At 36.4% G+C, this 16,751-nt stretch carries 15 protein-coding genes; 7 read left to right on the forward strand and 8 right to left on the reverse strand.

From position 1 onward, the window contains the following. Positions 1 to 14: 14 nt before the first annotated feature. From IPH52_05875 to IPH52_05885, 3 genes are read right to left on the reverse strand one after another with little or no spacing between them, the layout of a single operon-like run. A complete protein-coding gene (locus IPH52_05875; GenBank protein ID MBK7054570.1) occupies positions 15 to 443 on the reverse strand; it encodes a phosphohydrolase in 429 nt (142 codons plus the stop codon). 22 nt (positions 444 to 465) lie between these two features. Beyond that, positions 466 to 870, reverse strand: coding sequence for a type II toxin-antitoxin system VapC family toxin (locus IPH52_05880; GenBank protein MBK7054571.1), 405 nt, complete (start codon positions 868 to 870; stop codon positions 466 to 468). A 5-nt stretch (positions 871 to 875) separates the two neighbouring features. Beyond that, the gene (locus IPH52_05885) at positions 876 to 1,154 is read right to left on the reverse strand and encodes a type II toxin-antitoxin system prevent-host-death family antitoxin (GenBank protein MBK7054572.1); all 279 of its coding nucleotides are present in this window, start codon (positions 1,152 to 1,154) and stop codon (positions 876 to 878) included. A 111-nt stretch (positions 1,155 to 1,265) separates the two neighbouring features. Between IPH52_05885 and meaB the strand changes: the two genes are divergently transcribed. The 3 genes from meaB to amt are packed head-to-tail and all read left to right on the forward strand — an operon-like array spanning position 1,266 to position 6,091. Further along, positions 1,266 to 2,240, forward strand: coding sequence for a methylmalonyl Co-A mutase-associated GTPase MeaB (gene meaB / locus IPH52_05890; GenBank protein MBK7054573.1), 975 nt, complete (start codon positions 1,266 to 1,268; stop codon positions 2,238 to 2,240). Next, positions 2,237 to 3,958 (forward strand): VWA domain-containing protein, encoded by a 1,722-nt coding sequence (locus IPH52_05895; protein ID MBK7054574.1) that lies wholly within the window; start codon positions 2,237 to 2,239, stop codon positions 3,956 to 3,958. The genes meaB and IPH52_05895 overlap by 4 nt, the downstream gene beginning before the upstream one ends. Before the next feature lie 3 nt (positions 3,959 to 3,961). Then, the gene (gene amt / locus IPH52_05900) at positions 3,962 to 6,091 is read left to right on the forward strand and encodes an ammonium transporter (GenBank protein MBK7054575.1); all 2,130 of its coding nucleotides are present in this window, start codon (positions 3,962 to 3,964) and stop codon (positions 6,089 to 6,091) included. Between the two features lie 91 nt (positions 6,092 to 6,182). On the opposite strand, the gene IPH52_05905 is transcribed toward amt, so the two are convergent. Together IPH52_05905 and IPH52_05910 are read right to left on the reverse strand one after the other, a co-directional pair. Beyond that, on the reverse strand, positions 6,183 to 6,659 hold the full coding sequence (locus IPH52_05905) for a TfoX/Sxy family protein (GenBank protein MBK7054576.1): 477 nt from the start codon (positions 6,657 to 6,659) through the stop codon (positions 6,183 to 6,185). Positions 6,660 to 7,007: 348 nt separating this feature from the next. After that, positions 7,008 to 7,406 carry a biopolymer transporter ExbD gene (locus tag IPH52_05910; protein ID MBK7054577.1) on the reverse strand — a complete coding sequence of 133 codons (399 nt, stop codon included), beginning with the start codon at positions 7,404 to 7,406 and terminating at the stop codon, positions 7,008 to 7,010. Positions 7,407 to 7,507: 101 nt separating this feature from the next. Here IPH52_05910 and IPH52_05915 point away from each other — a divergent pair, with 101 nt between their 5' ends. Together IPH52_05915 and IPH52_05920 are read left to right on the forward strand one after the other, a co-directional pair. Beyond that, a complete protein-coding gene (locus IPH52_05915) occupies positions 7,508 to 7,942 on the forward strand; it encodes a hypothetical protein (GenBank protein ID MBK7054578.1) in 435 nt (144 codons plus the stop codon). Between the two features lie 19 nt (positions 7,943 to 7,961). Beyond that, positions 7,962 to 10,373, forward strand: coding sequence for a C39 family peptidase (locus tag IPH52_05920; protein ID MBK7054579.1), 2,412 nt, complete (start codon positions 7,962 to 7,964; stop codon positions 10,371 to 10,373). Between the two features lie 82 nt (positions 10,374 to 10,455). Here the strand turns inward: IPH52_05920 and IPH52_05925 are convergent, their stop codons facing one another. From IPH52_05925 to IPH52_05935, 3 genes are all read right to left on the reverse strand, one after another. Continuing rightward, complete coding sequence (locus tag IPH52_05925) at positions 10,456 to 13,713, reverse strand: response regulator (protein ID MBK7054580.1); 3,258 nt, start codon at positions 13,711 to 13,713, stop codon at positions 10,456 to 10,458. Between the two features lie 470 nt (positions 13,714 to 14,183). Beyond that, complete coding sequence (locus tag IPH52_05930) at positions 14,184 to 14,708, reverse strand: hypothetical protein (protein ID MBK7054581.1); 525 nt, start codon at positions 14,706 to 14,708, stop codon at positions 14,184 to 14,186. Positions 14,709 to 14,748: 40 nt separating this feature from the next. After that, positions 14,749 to 15,615, reverse strand: coding sequence for a sterol desaturase family protein (locus tag IPH52_05935; protein MBK7054582.1), 867 nt, complete (start codon positions 15,613 to 15,615; stop codon positions 14,749 to 14,751). 85 nt (positions 15,616 to 15,700) lie between these two features. Here IPH52_05935 and IPH52_05940 point away from each other — a divergent pair, with 85 nt between their 5' ends. Both IPH52_05940 and IPH52_05945 read left to right on the forward strand, forming a co-directional pair. Further along, the gene (locus tag IPH52_05940; GenBank protein MBK7054583.1) at positions 15,701 to 16,432 is read left to right on the forward strand and encodes a ubiquinone/menaquinone biosynthesis methyltransferase; all 732 of its coding nucleotides are present in this window, start codon (positions 15,701 to 15,703) and stop codon (positions 16,430 to 16,432) included. Positions 16,433 to 16,543: 111 nt separating this feature from the next. Continuing rightward, the gene (locus IPH52_05945; protein ID MBK7054584.1) at positions 16,544 to 16,750 is read left to right on the forward strand and encodes a hypothetical protein; all 207 of its coding nucleotides are present in this window, start codon (positions 16,544 to 16,546) and stop codon (positions 16,748 to 16,750) included. Position 16,751 lies beyond the last annotated feature (1 nt).

A 16,751-nucleotide genomic window follows, 5' to 3' on the forward strand; every position in this document is an offset into this window, starting at 1 on the left:
AAGGTTAGGCGCAGTTATTGATTCTTAATTTCTGCCAATTCTTTATAAGCTTTAAGATATTTATTTAAACGCTTTATATCTTTCTCCTGAATGGAGTCCATGCGACGGATATCCATGTTATCCTCTAAGTCATTTAGCTTCACAGAAATGGCTAGATGATTTTTTTTGACTCTGCTTATAAAATCTTCGTAAGGTTCATCTTCCGTCTTTTTTGTAAGGCATTCAAGGGCAGAAAGAATTGTAGAGGAAAATCCTTCTTTGCCGAGCATTTCAAAAGTCCAATCGGAGTCTTCTACTACATCGTGTAAGATTCCGAGAATTTTTTCATCTATAGTCCTGCCTCTAAATCCGACGCGCATTACATGCTGAATATAAGGCTGACCATTTTTATCTGTTTGTCCTTTGTGTGCTTCCAAGGCGATTTCAATTGCTCGTTCAATCATATTATCCTACTTGTTTTATAAATTAGAATGGATTTAATACACTCACTCCTGAATCAGAAAAGTCCTTTGTATTGCGGGTAACTAGTATTAACCCTTTCGTAATGGCTGTGGCTGCAATGAGCATATCGGCTTGAGTGCGAATCTTGCCCTTTGCTTCTTGTTTGGCTCGTAAGTTTCCTGCTAGTTTTGCAATCTTATCATCAATTTCTAAAACGTTAGGCGGAAGTGATAGCAATGCAGACCACCACTTCAAAAGATTTTTCCTTTGTGCCGCAGGAAGTTTTTCGATTCCAAACTCAATCTCTTCTATTGTAATTACACTAAGAGTAATTTCATCGAGAGATTCGAAGAACTCTAATACGGATGGATTTGGTTTTTTCCGAGCAAGCTCAGAAATTACATTAGTATCTAAAAGGTAATTGCTCAAAGGAGTTAATTAAAATTGGGACTTGGGCGTGATTTGCGAGTCGAAGTAGGAAGTTTTTTAGGAAAATGGGAGCGAAGTTCTTTGGAAAGTTCAAGAAAGTGTTTTAGTTTTGTGCGGGGTTGGCTTTCATTTTCAATCTGTATTAGCTTTTCGTAAGATTTTTTACTTAGAATAACACTTATATCCTTTCCGCGACTGGAAATAAACTGGGGTGCAACCTCTGCTCTGTGCAAAACTTCCGAAAATCTGGACTTTGCCTGCGCTACATTAAAATAATTATTCATAGTCACCCTCCATAGTCACATAATGCCACCATTATGACTATATAAGAATTTACGTCAAGTAATTTTATTTCCTTTGACAACTGACTTTAGGCTAGTAGAATTGAAATTAGAATGAGTTACGATCCAAAAGAATTAACCAAAGGAATTTTAGAAGGGAGCAGGCGAGCCCTTGCAAAAGCAATTACGCTAGTAGAAAGCAGCCGAGTCGAGGACTCTAAAGCCGCTGACGAAGTTTTATATGGAATTGTCAGTAAGCAGACTTCATCGATTCGAATTGGAATTAGCGGAGTTCCCGGTGCGGGCAAATCAACGTTTATCGAAGCTTTAGGAATGTATGTCATTTCCAAAGGCAAGAAGGTTGCTGTATTGGCAGTTGACCCGACTTCTCCCATTACAGGCGGGAGCATCTTAGGGGATAAGACGCGTATGCCAGAGCTAACACAAAGCATGAATGCATTTATCCGCCCTTCCCCTACAAGTGGCAATCTAGGTGGGGTCACTCGCAAGACAAAGGATACGATTTTACTCTGCGAAGCTGCCGGTTATGAAGTGATTATCGTTGAAACAGTAGGTGTAGGACAATCAGAAGTAGCCGTTGCCGATATGACAGATATGTTTTTATTATTACTACTAGCCGGTGCGGGGGATGAATTACAGGGAATCAAAAAAGGAATTATGGAAATGGCAGATTTGATTTTGATCAATAAGGCAGATGGAGCAAACAAAATCAATGCAGAAAACGCACGGCATGAATTTGAAAATGCACTTAGATTATTTAAACCAAAATATAAATACTGGAACTCTCCTGTAATAACAATCAGTTCCCTACTAAAAAGCGGTATTGCAGATGTATGGGAACAGATTCAAGATTTCATTGTTGTATCTGGTGAACAACTCACCATTAACCGCAAGACACAATACGACAAATGGCTTTGGTCTTATCTACAAAATCAAATTTACTACGAGATCCAAAATTTAAAAGAAAACAATCCTCTCATTTTAAAAATACAAGAAGATGTGAAAGAAAAAAGAATCTCCATTCGAACAGCAGCAAACTCAATTTTACAGGAATATAAAAAATCATGAAAATAAAATATTATCTATTAACCTCACTGTTCACTTGCCTACTTCTGAATCATTGTTCGTCTGCTGTGGAAGAAAAATCAGCACCAGCCGCTGAGCCTTCTCGGGGTTATCCGCATTCTGCTTCGGGTGTGTCCGATTCTGAGATAGCAAGAAAACCTGCCAGAGAACAGAACCAGCCTGCAAAAATGCCCCCTGGTCGTCCGCAAAAAAATATCACAATAAAATCGAAAGAAAAAACCCATGGGAACATCTCGAATAATAAAGATAAACTCCCCGCATCACCTAAAGATGAAGAATACAACACAGAGCAATATGATAAAATCAATGACAATCCATTTCTAGATGTAAAACAAAACCCACTTTCGACTTTTTCGATCGATGTGGATACTGCCTCTTATGCGAATGTAAGACGGTATTTAACTAGTGGTTCGCTTCCTCCGAAAGATGCCGTTAGAATAGAAGAATTAATCAACTATTTTTCGTATAACTATAAAGAGCCTGAAGGTAAAACTCCATTTTCCGTTGCTACAGAAATTTCTACCGCTCCCTGGAAGCTTGAAAACTACTTGATGAAAATAGCATTAAAAGGAGTTTCCATTGAAAAGAAAAATATTCCTCCTCGCAATTTAGTCTTTTTACTTGATGTTTCAGGCTCAATGCTCACCGCCGACAAATTGCCATTAGTCAAACAAGGACTAAAACTATTACTCGGAGAATTAACTGAAAAAGATAAAATTTCCCTCGTAGTCTACGCTGGTGCAAGCGGACTTGTTCTTCCTCCAACTGGCGCTGACAAAAAAGAAAAAATTATTTCAGCTCTCGACGCACTAGAAGCAGGTGGTTCAACAAATGGAGGCGCCGGAATTGAACTCGCTTACAAAGTTGCTCGTGAAAATTTCAACAAGCAGGGAATAAACCGTGTTATCCTCGCTACTGATGGAGATTTTAATGTCGGAGTGTCTAGTCAGGGAGAATTAATTCGAATGATTGAAAAAGAAAGAGAGTCGGGAGTGTTCTTAACAGTTCTAGGCTTTGGAACTGGCAATATAAAAGATACAACGATGGAACAACTTGCCAATAAGGGTAATGGAAATTATGCGTATATAGATACGTTAATGGAAGCAAGAAAAGTATTAGTAACACAAGCAGGTGGAACACTCGTTACCATTGCAAAAGATGTTAAACTACAATTGGAATTCAATCCAAAGTTCGTTAAGTCGTATCGTCTTATAGGCTATGAAAATCGCCTGCTTCGAAATGAAGATTTTAATGATGACAAAAAAGATGCTGGTGAAATTGGGTCTGGTCACTACGTCACCGCATTATATGAGTTAACCCCTACACAAAATAAATCCACTACTCCAGCCGTAGACCCGCTTAAATACCAAGAAGATAGAAAAAACTCTAAAGCATCAGACTCAGATGAAATCCTTACCATCAAATTTAGATACAAAGAACCCGATGGAAGTAAAAGTAGTCTACTCACGTTCCCAATTCAATACAATATTTTAGATATCGGGCAGACCTCTAGCGACTATCGCTTCGCCGCATCCGTTGCAGCCTTTGGAATGCTTCTTAGAGATTCGGAGCACAAAGGAAATGCAAATTGGAAAGACACTTATGATTTAGCCAAAAAATCTCTCGGATCTGACAAAGAAGGCTATAGAGCCGAATTTTTAACGTTAGTGGATAAAGCTAAGAGTCTTTCTAAAAAATAAACTATGTTAAAAACTAACTTTGATATACTATGGATGATCATTTCTTCCGGTCTTGTGTTTTTTATGCAAGCTGGATTCCTTTGCTTGGAATCAGGACTAACTAGAACAAAAAATTCCATTAATGTTGCGATTAAAAATATCACTGACTTTGGGATTGCTACACTTGTTTTTTATTCTGTCGGTTTTGGTTTGATGTATGGAGAAAGTTTTCATGGAATTGTGGGCTTTAATTCTTTCTTCCCTAATTTTTCTGTTCAGCATCCTGAAACTCCGGTATTTTTTTTATTCCAACTTATGTTCTGTGGAACAGCGGCAACTATCGTTTCGGGAGCAGTTGCCGAGCGAATGAAATTTAGCGCCTATTTAATAGTAACCGCTCTCATTTCATCAATCATATATCCCGTCTTTGGACATTGGGCTTGGGGAAAAAATTTAGGTGAATGGACAAGCCTTAATGGATGGCTCAACAAAATCGGATTTGTAGACTTTGCAGGCTCTACTGTTGTGCATAGCATTGGAGGTTGGGTTGGACTCGTTGCATTAACACTGATTGGAAGTCGTGAAGGAAAGTATTCTGAAGATGGAAGTATTCGAAACATCACCGGAAATAATTTGCCAATTGCTATGCTTGGGACTCTGATTCTCTGGTTTGGTTGGATTGGATTTAATGGGGGAAGCACTCTTTCTTTTTCAGGAGCAATTCCAGGAATAATCGCCAACACCATGTTAGCCGCAGCAGGAGGAATGGCATCGGCTTTGATCTACGGTTGGATAAGGCTTAAATATGCAGAGGCAACACTTCCCTTAAACGGGGTTCTTGCCGGTTTAGTTTCTATCACAGCCGGATGTCATGCAGTAACTTCCTTTGAAGCTATGATTATTGGATTTGTTGCGGGGATTCTAATGTTTGAAACTCGAAATCTCTTAGACAAATTGCGATTAGACGATGCTGTGGGGGCAATCCCTGTTCACCTCGCAGGTGGAATATGGGGAACTTTTTCTGTAGGCATCTTCGGAAATTTAGATATTCTCGGAACTGGACTCAGTAGAATAGAACAAATTCAAGTTCAACTCCTCGGAATTTTTTCGTGTGCAGGATTGGCATTCGGAATCAGCTATTTAATCCTAAGGTTGATAAATAGGTATTATCCGCTACGTGTTTCACAGGCGAACGAAAGGCAGGGTCTTAATTTCGCTGAACATCGTGCGACTACAGAGCTGTCTGATTTATTTTTAGAAATGGAATACCAGAAAAGGACAGGAGATTTGTCGAAAAATATAACAGTGGAACCATTCACAGAAGTAGGTCAAATCGCAGAGAGATACAATCTAGTCCTGGATAAAATTCGTGCGAATATAAAAGAAAAAGAAATTCTCACCAATCAATTAGAAGTCAATCTAAATATAATTCAAAGCGATTTATCTACAGCAAAAAAAATTCAATCCAACATATTATCAAAGAATGATAAAACGATTGGCGACTTAGAAATTTCTATTCGTTACTTACCTCTCACAGATGTCGGAGGTGATTTTTTTGATATAGCGGAACTCAAACAGGGACTAACGCGTATTCTTCTCGCTGACGCAACGGGTCATGGAATCCAGGCTGCGTTGATTACGATGGCAATAAAAACAATTTATGAATCTGTGAAGCGAGGACTTTATAGCGTAAATGAAGCTCTTTATCATATGAACAATGAATTCTTGCATTCTTTTGAAAATCTAAATCATTTCTTTACTTGTATTTTAATCGATATAGATACGAATAAAAATAAAATTCGCTATTCCTCTGCAGGTCATCCTCCACAGTTTTTAGTCAATGGTTCAGAAATTATTAAAATGGAAAAGACTGGTCGCATGATCGGTGTTATGCCCAAAGCACAATACACTTCCAACGAACTTGAATTCAAGGCAGACAGCGGATTATTTCTATTTACCGATGGTTTAACAGAAGAATGGAATTCAGAAACAGAAGAATTTGGAGAACAAAGGTTAGAGCAGTTAATTCAAAATGCAGGGGAAATTCCTATTTATAAATTAGTTGATACGATCTTGGAGGAACAGCGAAAATTTATCGGCTCCACTGCTATACAAGATGATATTTCTATCATTGCCATCAGCCGTAAAAATTAAGGTGAGTTTGACATAAAAGATATTGTGCATTAAGGCTTAAAGCACCGCCCCCGAATTCTTTTTTCGGGGGTTACTACTTTCATTTGCTTTTCTACTTCTTTCCTATTTTCTTTTTCTTACTAACTGCTTTTTTTGTAGGCATAGTTTTCTTTTTGGAAATAGCGGTTTTTGTTTTTAGGCTGGAAGATTTATTCTTTGTTGAGGCTACTTTTGATTTGCCAGTCTTTAGTTTTTTTGGTTTAGTTATTTTGGCTGATTTTGCAACTTCGATCGCTTTCCCAACCCATTTAGGCAAATCTTCATTTGACTCTAATACATCAAGAGGCAAACCCCAATAAGACATAGATACCGGTTTTCCGTTCTTAGCCGCGTAAGTGAACGGTTTCATTCCAGCTTGGATATAGTCTTTAATGTTAGAATCTCCGACTTTTAGATACAATACACCTTCGACTACAATTCCAAAAATCAAGTCGCCAAGATAAATTCCATGTCCACCAAACATTGCTTTGCTGCTAACCTTGCCCGCAACGGAAAGCCTTTCTAAAACAAATTCTAAGTAAGAATCCATAGGATACCCCTAAAACAATAATCTAGCTGTTTTGAAAATTAACTCAATTTGAATCTGAGAATTTTATGTTGTAAATCTTTTTTTTATGAAGCATAGACTTTCGATAAAAAATTTATAAAAAACCATACGAATAGGATCAGCACTCACCAAAATTAACGCGAGTTCGATATAAGGATTTTTGTCTACCGTCACCTCGAACAGCTTCACCGTGAGAGGTCTATCTTGGTTAATTCTATCGTATTATTGTCAGATAGATTTCTCACCAACTCAATGTTTCTCCCTAAGGGTCGAAACATAATGTTCGAAATGACAGTATAAATCCTTTTGCGATTATGGGATAATACTTTACTACTCTGTGCCCAGATTCAATTTTTTAATTTTACCCTGTTTTAATATATCCAATACTTTTATAAAGGATTCATACGGAACTTTCTTAGAAACATTGACACTGACTATTTGATTTGAAAATTTGCCATTTGCGGCAAATTGTGATAATTCACCAATAGAAATTTCCTTTTGCTCAAGATAGAATTTATCGTCTTCTCTAACGGAAATTTGTATATCAGGAGAAAACTCTGAACTACCTGTTTCACTTTTGGGTAGATCAATTTCTATTTGTTTGAAGTTTTTAGCAAAGCTAACACTCATCATTACGAAGATTAATAAAATGAAGATAATATCCATTAAACTCGACATGTCCATAGAGCTAGTATGCTCGCGTCCCGATTTTCTTTTTGTATACCGCACGTATCCAAACTAGTTTTTTATTAGGGTTTTACAATGAAAAAATGAATTGCCTAATTCTGCCAGTTGTTATAAAATTCATATGAATCAACAATGGAGAGATTATGACCAGATTTACCCTTTTATTTTTAGGCTTTATTTTAGCTGCAAGTGCCGCGCCTACCCCACCTTCGTTTGAGGAATTAGTCAAGAAGTCAGATTTTATAGCAAAAACCAAGCTTGTAAACCTGAAAGAAAAGCAGATCAGCAAGAACCTCATCGCGATTAATACGACAGCCGAAATTGGGAAACAATACAAAGCAAAAACACCAATGCCAGATAAAGTTGAATTAGCCTTTTCAGTGCTTCCAGAATTTTACGGAAAATGGCTAAAAGCCCCTCCCAAAGAAGGTGAATATGTTATCTTTTATATCAACAAAGAAATAAAAGATTCTAAAGGCAACGAGAAAACAGTGATTAGCCTCTATGAACCGCATGTTTTTGCTTTTAGAGAATGGACAGAAGAATTAGAAAAAAGATTAATAGAAGCGAATAAATAGAATTCTTACAGGAGACTATATGAAACGATTGAAATTTAGCCTTGCGGTATTGTTAAGCGTAATAATAACATTATCCGCAGAGGCACAAACATACGGACCCAAGATTACTGGCACCGGTCTAAAACCGGATAATTATGATTTGGTTGCATCCCTTAAAGAAGCCAATCCAAATCACATTGCGCATAGAGGTCTTCCTTCTAAAGTTGATCTCTCGGATTTAATGCCACCAGTCGGAAATCAAGGACAACAAAGTAGTTGTGTTGCTTGGTCTACTGCTTATGCCAATAAGTCTTACCAGGAATTTGTAGAGCGCAAAGACAAAGGCGCATGGACTTATAAATCAGGTAATACCCCGAATTATAAAACACTTTTCTCTCCAGCGTTTATTTACAATCAAATCAATGGCGGAAAGGACAACGGCTCTTCCATTTCGGATGCTATGGCACTTGTCGTATCCAAAGGCGCGATTCCATGGGATACGATGCCTTATAACGAAAAAAATTATTCCAAGCAACCGACTGTAGAGCAATTACAATTAGCCGCAAAGTTTAAAGCAAAAGAATTTCAGCGACTCAGATACAATGAACCAAATGAAATAAAAAACCAACTAGCTCAGGGAAGACCTGTAGTGGTTGGTATTTTGATAAACGAAAACATTTATGAGATTGGGAAGAAAATTTATAACGAAGCGAAGGGCGCTAATCTAGGTGGTCATGCAATTACTCTTGTAGGCTATGATGATGCAACTAACGCATTCAAATATCAGAACTCCTGGGGAGTAGATTGGGGCGATAAAGGTTTTGGCTATATTGATTATAGGTATTTTTCAAAAGTCTGTAGATCTGCCTTTGTCATGATTGATTTAATTGATCCAAATCCAGGACCGGAAATTGCGGATAACAAAGAACAGATTATTGTCCAACCGATTCCTGCGAATAACGAAGTGAATCCGGCAGATAAAACTGATTTGCTACCGCCAGCAGAAATCAATGCATCGAATGGAAATTATTCCAACAAGATAGTGTTGACCTGGTCGCCTACTCCCCGCGCGATAGGATATGAAATCTACAGAAGTCTTCCAGATGAAGATAATTTTCAACAGGTAGGACTTTCACAGAACACACAGTTTGAGGATACTGGCGTTTTACCCGAAATAGCCTATGCCTATAAAATCGCCGCTGTCTCCGAAGAAGATGTTTCAGAAATGAGCCAGGGAACTGCTATTGGCTATGCAAAGACAGTAAAGAATGAAGTCCCTCCCAAAATTCCATCCATTCTAGCAAGTGATGCCAAGTTTCCAGACAAAGTCGTTCTAGAATGGTCGCCCTTAGAAAACGTAACCGGTTATCAAATTTTTAAATGGGATGCGTCTACTAAGACTTACCGCTCCATTGGAAGAACGAATACCAGTTATTACGAAGACAAGACTGCCAAGAAAAATGGAATCTTAGAAACCTATACCATCGTAGGTATGAATAATTCTGTAATCGGATTGTTTTCTGATGCTGTAATGGGCAAAACATCAGTAACCGCAAAGCCCGCCGCGCCAGAAAGAGTTGTCGCTTCGATGGGTCAGTTCAAGGACAAAATTGTTGTTAGATGGAGCAAGGTAACTGGAGCCGCCGGATACTTAGTTTACAGATATGCAGATAGTAAATGGGAAACGATAGGCGAAACAGCTACCGAAAAATTGGAAGATGCTCCTGCTACAAAGGGTCAGAGATATTACACTGTAATCGCAAAAAGCAAAGACAATGTATGGGGCTCTTTTTCTAGATACGCTGTTGGCTATGTAGATCCGAATCTCAAAAGAGGTGGAACGAAACTGGAACCGCCTGTTGGAGTTACTGCCACTGTAGACAAAAAAACCGGCTATGCAACTCTTAGCTGGAATAAAGTGGAAGGTGCGGAGGAATACAATGTCTGGGAAAAACGCCAAGGCGAATCCAAATGGAATTTTAAATCTAGAGTTGAGACAAGTAAATTATTCTACACATTTGCAATCCCCGAAAAAGAAAAATTCTATCTCTACTCTGTCACATCGAAGACGCAATTAGGAACAGATAGCGACTACTCCAATATAGCCTCTGTTGTAATTTCCACTCCTAAAGTAGCTGTAAAGACAAGAAGCTTTGGTGGAAATTCCAAATTTGAAAAGTTCAAAGGAACCTGGACAGCGATGCAGTGGGACGGAAATGTCGGAACTAAAAATGTTGTCATGGAAATTGTTTCCGAAGATGGAAACAACTTCACTGTAAAGATTGATAACAAAAAAACTTTCAAAGGAAGTTATGTGCAAGGCTCTCCCGTCATCGACGTAGACGGAAAATTGAAAATAAAATTATCCTCAACAGAAGATGCACTCATGGTTGAGATGAAAGACAAAAGTATAGTAAATGAAAAAACTGAGCTTTCGTTCTTGAAGGAGTAAAGATTGATTTGCCACCAATGAGCAATGCTGTTAAAATAAAGTGAGTTCGACGTTCGAACTCACGTTAATTCAGTGTAGGAATTTACTTAGTAGAAATTTTTTCTTTACAAGACTCTAGATAGTATTGAGTAATTTTATCGAGGGGCGAAACCTTATATACCTCTATAAATTTTTCCTGAGCTTTCTTCCATTTTTCTTCTTGAAAGAGATTGACTGCTTCGCAAAATAAATCTTTCGTTTGTAATTTTAAGGCGAGCAACTCCTCCGAATCCGCATTGAAAACTTCGTATACCCAAACAGGTTGGGATTTCCCTTTCACGATTACTCTGTCTACAGGTCTAGTTGCGAATTTTGAAATATCTACAATCGTTTTAAAAGAATCTTCTGCAATAAGAAGACTTGCTCCATATTTCTTTGTCAAGCCTTCCATTCTAGAAGCCATATTTACAGAATCACTAATTACAGTCCCTTCCATCCTATCAAGGCTTCCAATAGTCCCAAGCATTAAATTCCCCGTATTAATCCCAATCCCAATTTCAATCGGTTTAAAGCCTGAATTATTTCTATGCAAATTGTATTCTCGTAAAATCTTTAGCATAGAAATTGCCGCATAAATAGCATTATCCGCAGTAGGGTCAGGAAAAAGTGCCATGATTGCGTCTCCAATAAATTTATCAATAAACCCATCATGTTCGTGAATTATGGGAGACATTTTTTTCAAATAAGAATTGATAAAATTGAAATTTTCCTTCGGACTCATACTCTCTGAAAGTGTTGTAAAACTTCGAATATCAGAAAATAACACTGACATAAATTTTTCGCTATAATCGCCTAACTTTACATTGATAATACTATCTTTACCGAGGAGTTTTACAAACTCTTGTGGCACAAACCTTTCATATGCCCCTGTCGTTTTAGATAGATTCAAATGATTTCTAATTCTAGTTAGTAATTCTGTTTTATTAAAAGGCTTTGTTAAATAGTCATTAGCCCCACTCACAAAACCTTGCACCAAATCATTTGTCTGATCTTTTGCAGTAAGCATCACGATTGGCAATATGCTGGCATTGTATTTTTCTCGAATTTTCAAACAAACTTCAAACCCAGTCATCTTGGGCATCATGACATCGAGTAAAATCAAATCAGGTATAGCATCCGAACTATTTAGAATGGCAAGGGCTTCTTGACCGCTTCCAGCTTGAAGGACTGTGTATTTTTCAAAGGAAAGATGGTTATACAAAACTTGTAAATTAATCGGTTCATCATCCACGATTAGAATTCTATATTCATTAAAATCCATAAAATCCGATATAACATCGGAAGAAATTTCATCGGGAGTTGAATCCTTTAATCTTGTAACTGTTTCTATTTGGTAGCGGGTGACTGCTTTTTCTTTAGATACTGGTAAGGTAAAAGTAAACACAGAGCCTTTTCCCAGTTCAGAGGATACTCGGATATTACCCCCATGCAATTCAATGAGTTGTTTGGAAATGGTTAAACCTAATCCAGTTCCGCCAAAACTTCTATCGGCTGATGAATCAACTTGTTCAAAGGAAATAAAAATAGATTCCAATTTATCATTAGGAATTCCTATCCCCGTATCTGAGATTGCGATTTCCATCATTTCTTCATTTAAAGTCGCCGCGATTTCGACATGACCGCTTTCCGTAAATTTAATCGCATTGCCGAGAAGATTATACATAATTTGTTGAATTCTATTTTCATCTCCTATAGCTGCGGGAAATTCAATCGGGATAAGATTACGAATTTCTATTTTTTTATTTTTAAGTTGTGTCTGTGATAGGGTTAATACTAAATTAGCCAGTGAATAAATATCGACGGATTTTTTCTCCAATGCAATCTCATGACTTTTCATTTTTGAAAAATCTAATATATCATTTACTAGATTAGCCAGTCTTTTTGCACTCGTAATAACCAATGATAAATTATAAGCAACTTTTTCCGATACATGACCAACAGCACCGTCTAGCATAGATTCGCTGAGACCAATAATTCCATTGAGTGGAGTCTTTAATTCATGAGATGTATTCGCTAAGAAATCATCTTTTAATTTATCGAGTTGTTTTAATGATTCATTTTTGTCTTTTAGCTCAAGAGCCAAGTCTTCCGATAATGAAAATGCCTTTGAGAAATTTTTCGATAGTAGAAAACTTTGTAACAGGATGAATGCGAAAAAACCAAACGGCGCAATATACGCAGTATTTATAATTAGGTTGCTATAAAGAAAATCATGAATGATTGTAGAGGAAAAAATCACAAGACTTAGTAAAAAAATTCCCGCTCCAGAAGCCTTTCTCTTAAATGCAATAGACAATACAATGATTCCATACAGAATAAAAACTAATGTTATAACTTGAAATGCTTGAACCGTGTGCGTATAAGTATACGAGTCTGTAAACAAAACAATAATACTAAACAATGCTGAAAAGGTATTGCAAGCTACGACCATCGGATAATAGGTAATATCCTTAAAAAGTATATAAAAGTAATTTATAAAAAATGGTAATCCAAGATAGAAAGTCAAGTATTCTAACTTCATTGGTATTTCCCAGGGGATGGTTGGAACTAAGAGTAAAATAGTTTTTTCGCCCGTCGCCAAGGTTCGAAAACTAATCAAGAGACAGAAAAACCCAAAGAATAAAGCTTCGAGTGCTTTCTTTCTATTTAAGTAGAGACCAATATGATATAGCCCCATTATGAAAACGCTTGAAAAAACAAAAAAGTCTAGAATAATCGAATAATAAATCTTCTTTTGAATTTTATCTGAATTTCCTATTTCTAAAGGATACCAAGGACCACCAATTCGATAATCATAATTTGAAACTTGTAAAACTATATCTAGATGTTTATTGTCTGATAAATAAGGAAAACTCATTGGCGTTGAACTTGGGTATGATGTCTCTTCGAATTCTGAGACGATTCCAGATTTAAAAACCTCTTTACCATTGATAAAAAGACGAGAACTTGTTCCGAAGTTTCTAGTGTAAAAACTTAAATTTTCTGTTTCCGAAATATCTAGTTGTAATCTATAAGTCGCGTAACCTTTAGCCGGTAGATACTCTCCATTAACTTGCATAGAATCCCAAGTATTTGGAAGTGGAGAATACATTTTTACATTCAGATTATTTGGATCAGAGAAATTCTCCGGACTTAAAAGTTTTTTCCAATAGAATTCCCATTCTCCATTCAAAGCAACAGGCGTATCCAACTCGGAAAAACGAATGTTCGTTAAATCAAGCTTTCCTTTTACTGCCACTGAATCGGCGTGCACCAACGCACCGCAAAAAAATAGAAAAATTAATAAACAAACTCTAAACATAGTGTTGGCTTCCTTTCAATATTGCGTATCCTATTTTTACGAAAAGAATCTGTCTACAAGTAAATCCTAAAGGGAGTTAATTCTTCTAGAAATTTGTATTCAACTTCTCGATAATTCTATCCCATTCTACTCATTTGTAGATAGAGATTAGTGTCCGGAGTGGGTTTGCTTTCAGACACACGTAAATCTCCATTGTATCATAAACTCCATCACTTTTGAAAATATATTCCAATGAATATAGAAATAAAAATTAAAATCACAATCCACATAAAGAAATTAAAACCGAAGTTAACTGCTTTAAATAAAAAATTAAAAGTCGACTGTTTTTGAATGAATGGTTTCAAAATAGTAAGAATAATTACAAGCCCAAAAAAAATTAATGTTACTATTTGTTCTTCATTCATAAATTTACAATTATACCTTAACTTAACTACTTTTACTTTTTTAACTTAAATGGATTAAAATTTTCTTCAATTCATTTCTTTGTAGTTTAAAAACTTTCCATTCTCTTTATCAATTAAAATTAGAAATCGTTTGGACTTTTGGGGAGCACCATCAGCAGAGTAAGTCCAGGTCAGATCGATTTCGATTCCTGATTCTATTAAAGAAAACTTTTTCTGAAAATCCTGGCTCAGTGTAGATTGGTGCTCAGTATGAATAGGAACAGAATTGTAGGCAGTGCGATTGATATCAATTCCGGTTAATACTCTGTATCCGCTAAATGCTTTTACTAGGTAAGGTTTATCAACTCGAAAAAGTTTTTCTACATAAAGGTCATCCCAGGATGAACCTTTCGTAAATCCGAAATAAACATATTCTCCCGATTCGTAGAGAATTTCCCAATTATGACCGATGATTTTTTTTATACTATTTTTCATTCTATTCTGGAAAAAGAAATCGACAGTGCTCACTTCTGCTTTTTCCAAATTCTTTCCGTTTTTAATTTCATTTACCTTTAAAGAATTACAATGAAAGAGTAAAGATAATAATCCCATAATAATGTATTTCCTATTTTTAAACATACTCAATTTTTCATTATCCCCTAAGTCCGGCTTGTCGTTGTAATTCAGCGGTTGTGGTTCCACCTTCGGGACTCCAACCTGGAGGTTTGAACATTACCTTGACAGCATTTATAAAAGAGCCAACTTGAAACATTTGCTTAAACATATTCCACCATTCTATATAAGCCACTTTGATTGGATTGTAGCTGTCAATGTTCTTTACGAGACCATATTTAGGAATTTCTTCTTCTTTTTGAAAACTTCCGAAGGCTTTGTCCCAGATGATAAATATACCAGCATAATTTTTATCTAGATACTTCAAGTCACTTCCATGATGAACGCGGTGGTGCGAAGGGGTATTCATCATTAGCTCCAAAAAGCCTAATGTCTTAACTTGCTCTGTATGAATGAAGAATTGGTAGATGAGGCTAATACCCTGTTGTGCGATCACCATGGCGGGAGGAAAACCTAAAAGTATAAGAGGAAACCAAAATACTGCATTGATCGATGAGCCTGTCCAAGTTTGTCTTACGGCAGTGGATAAATTGTAACTCTCTGAGGAATGATGCACTACATGAGATGCCCAAAAGAAGCGACTCTCATGACCTACTCTATGAAACCAATAATAGCAAAAGTCTTCTGCAAATAAAAGCACTAACCATGACCACCAAACCGGTTCAATTTTAAAAAATGCAAACTGTGAAACAAAAGTATATTCGGTAAAAACGACAGTAGCCGTTACTAAGTTAATCAATACACTTCCGACTCCCATTAGGATGCTCGTAAATGAATCCTTTATCTCAAATCGCTCTGGATTTTTTTTCTTTGCAATGATGTTTTCGATGAGAATGCAAATCGCAAACACAGGCACAAAGTAAACTGTTAAACTTAAAGGCTCCATTTTATTCCCTCTCTTGGAACGATTTTCAAATTATGGAAGTTTTTTTTCAAGACTAAATCTTTCGATTTAGAATATAGGATAAATTATGACTGATTTTAAGATGCCGGAAGCAGAAGTAAAGGCAGAATTCGTCCGAACGAATTTTGATGTTATTGCTTCCAAGTATGATTTGTTCAATGACCTCAATAGTTTTTTTCTGCATAGGTATTGGAAAAATTCTATTGTCAATTTAATTCACAATTCTTTTCCCAAAAAATATTTAGACTGTCTTGATCTCTGTTGTGGAACAGGAGATATTTCTATACGACTCACTGAAATGGAAAGTGTCCTTAAAGTTTATTCAGTAGATTTTTCTGAAAATATGCTGAATGTTGCAAAAGAAAGATTAAAAGGTGTTTCCAAATCCAAAGTTGAAATTGGTGATGCTACAAATTTAAATAATTATGCAGATGCAAGTTTCGATGTGGTTACAGTAGGTTTCGGACTTCGCAATGTGGATAATCTCCCTAAGGCGCTCTCAGAAATTTTTCGTGTCCTGAAGCCAGGTGGAATTTTTGTAAACCTAGATGTCGGAAAAGTAGAGAATCCAATCATTCGAGTATTTGCTGATTTTTATTTTTTTCAAATCGTGCCAATTATGGGTCACATGATTTGGGGTTCCAAAAATGACATGTTCGACTACTTACCAGTATCCTCACTGAGCTATCCCGACCAAGAAAATTTAAAAGCCATGATTGAAAAGGCAAAGTTCCAAAACGTTGACTTTAAAAATTTTGTATTTGGAAATGTAGCAATGCATTGGGGCAGAAAAGCTTAGTTTAACTAGATCAATCTATTTGAATTTTAGTCAATAAATTTCAAAACAAATGGTTGACTGAATTGCCGATACTATTATTATATCGAACCTGACAAAAGGAGATAACAATCTATGTGGTTAAAATTAGGTGACACAGAAGTAATTAATCTAGACTTTGTATCTACGATTAAAAAGAATGCAAATAATCCAACGATCGAAATTATTTACCATGATTTAAATAATATTAAGTCTCTTCCTTTCAAGGGAAACGATGAAAGAGATAGAGCATTTAAAGCGATCATTGAGAATCTTGCTAGAATGAAATTATTTTTTGAGTAAA

The sequence above is a fragment of the Leptospiraceae bacterium genome (assembly GCA_016708435.1).
GTDB lineage: Bacteria > Spirochaetota > Leptospiria > Leptospirales > Leptospiraceae > UBA2033.

Bases quoted from the DNA above. Each gene is read 5' to 3' on its own strand.
- IPH52_05875 (MBK7054570.1), bottom strand. From the start codon at position 443: ATGATTGAACGAGCAATTGAAATCGCCTTGGAAGCACACAAAGGACAA.
- IPH52_05885 (MBK7054572.1), bottom strand. From the start codon at position 1,154: ATGAATAATTATTTTAATGTAGCGCAGGCAAAGTCCAGATTTTCGGAA.
- IPH52_05925 (MBK7054580.1), bottom strand. From the start codon at position 13,713: ATGTTTAGAGTTTGTTTATTAATTTTTCTATTTTTTTGCGGTGCGTTG.
- IPH52_05895 (MBK7054574.1), top strand. From the start codon at position 2,237: ATGAAAATAAAATATTATCTATTAACCTCACTGTTCACTTGCCTACTT.
- meaB (MBK7054573.1), top strand. From the start codon at position 1,266: ATGAGTTACGATCCAAAAGAATTAACCAAAGGAATTTTAGAAGGGAGC.
- IPH52_05935 (MBK7054582.1), bottom strand. From the start codon at position 15,615: ATGGAGCCTTTAAGTTTAACAGTTTACTTTGTGCCTGTGTTTGCGATT.
- IPH52_05930 (MBK7054581.1), bottom strand. From the start codon at position 14,708: ATGGGATTATTATCTTTACTCTTTCATTGTAATTCTTTAAAGGTAAAT.
- IPH52_05920 (MBK7054579.1), top strand. From the start codon at position 7,962: ATGAAACGATTGAAATTTAGCCTTGCGGTATTGTTAAGCGTAATAATA.
- IPH52_05945 (MBK7054584.1), top strand. From the start codon at position 16,544: ATGTGGTTAAAATTAGGTGACACAGAAGTAATTAATCTAGACTTTGTA.
- amt (MBK7054575.1), top strand. From the start codon at position 3,962: ATGTTAAAAACTAACTTTGATATACTATGGATGATCATTTCTTCCGGT.
- IPH52_05940 (MBK7054583.1), top strand. From the start codon at position 15,701: ATGACTGATTTTAAGATGCCGGAAGCAGAAGTAAAGGCAGAATTCGTC.
- IPH52_05915 (MBK7054578.1), top strand. From the start codon at position 7,508: ATGACCAGATTTACCCTTTTATTTTTAGGCTTTATTTTAGCTGCAAGT.
- IPH52_05905 (MBK7054576.1), bottom strand. From the start codon at position 6,659: ATGGATTCTTACTTAGAATTTGTTTTAGAAAGGCTTTCCGTTGCGGGC.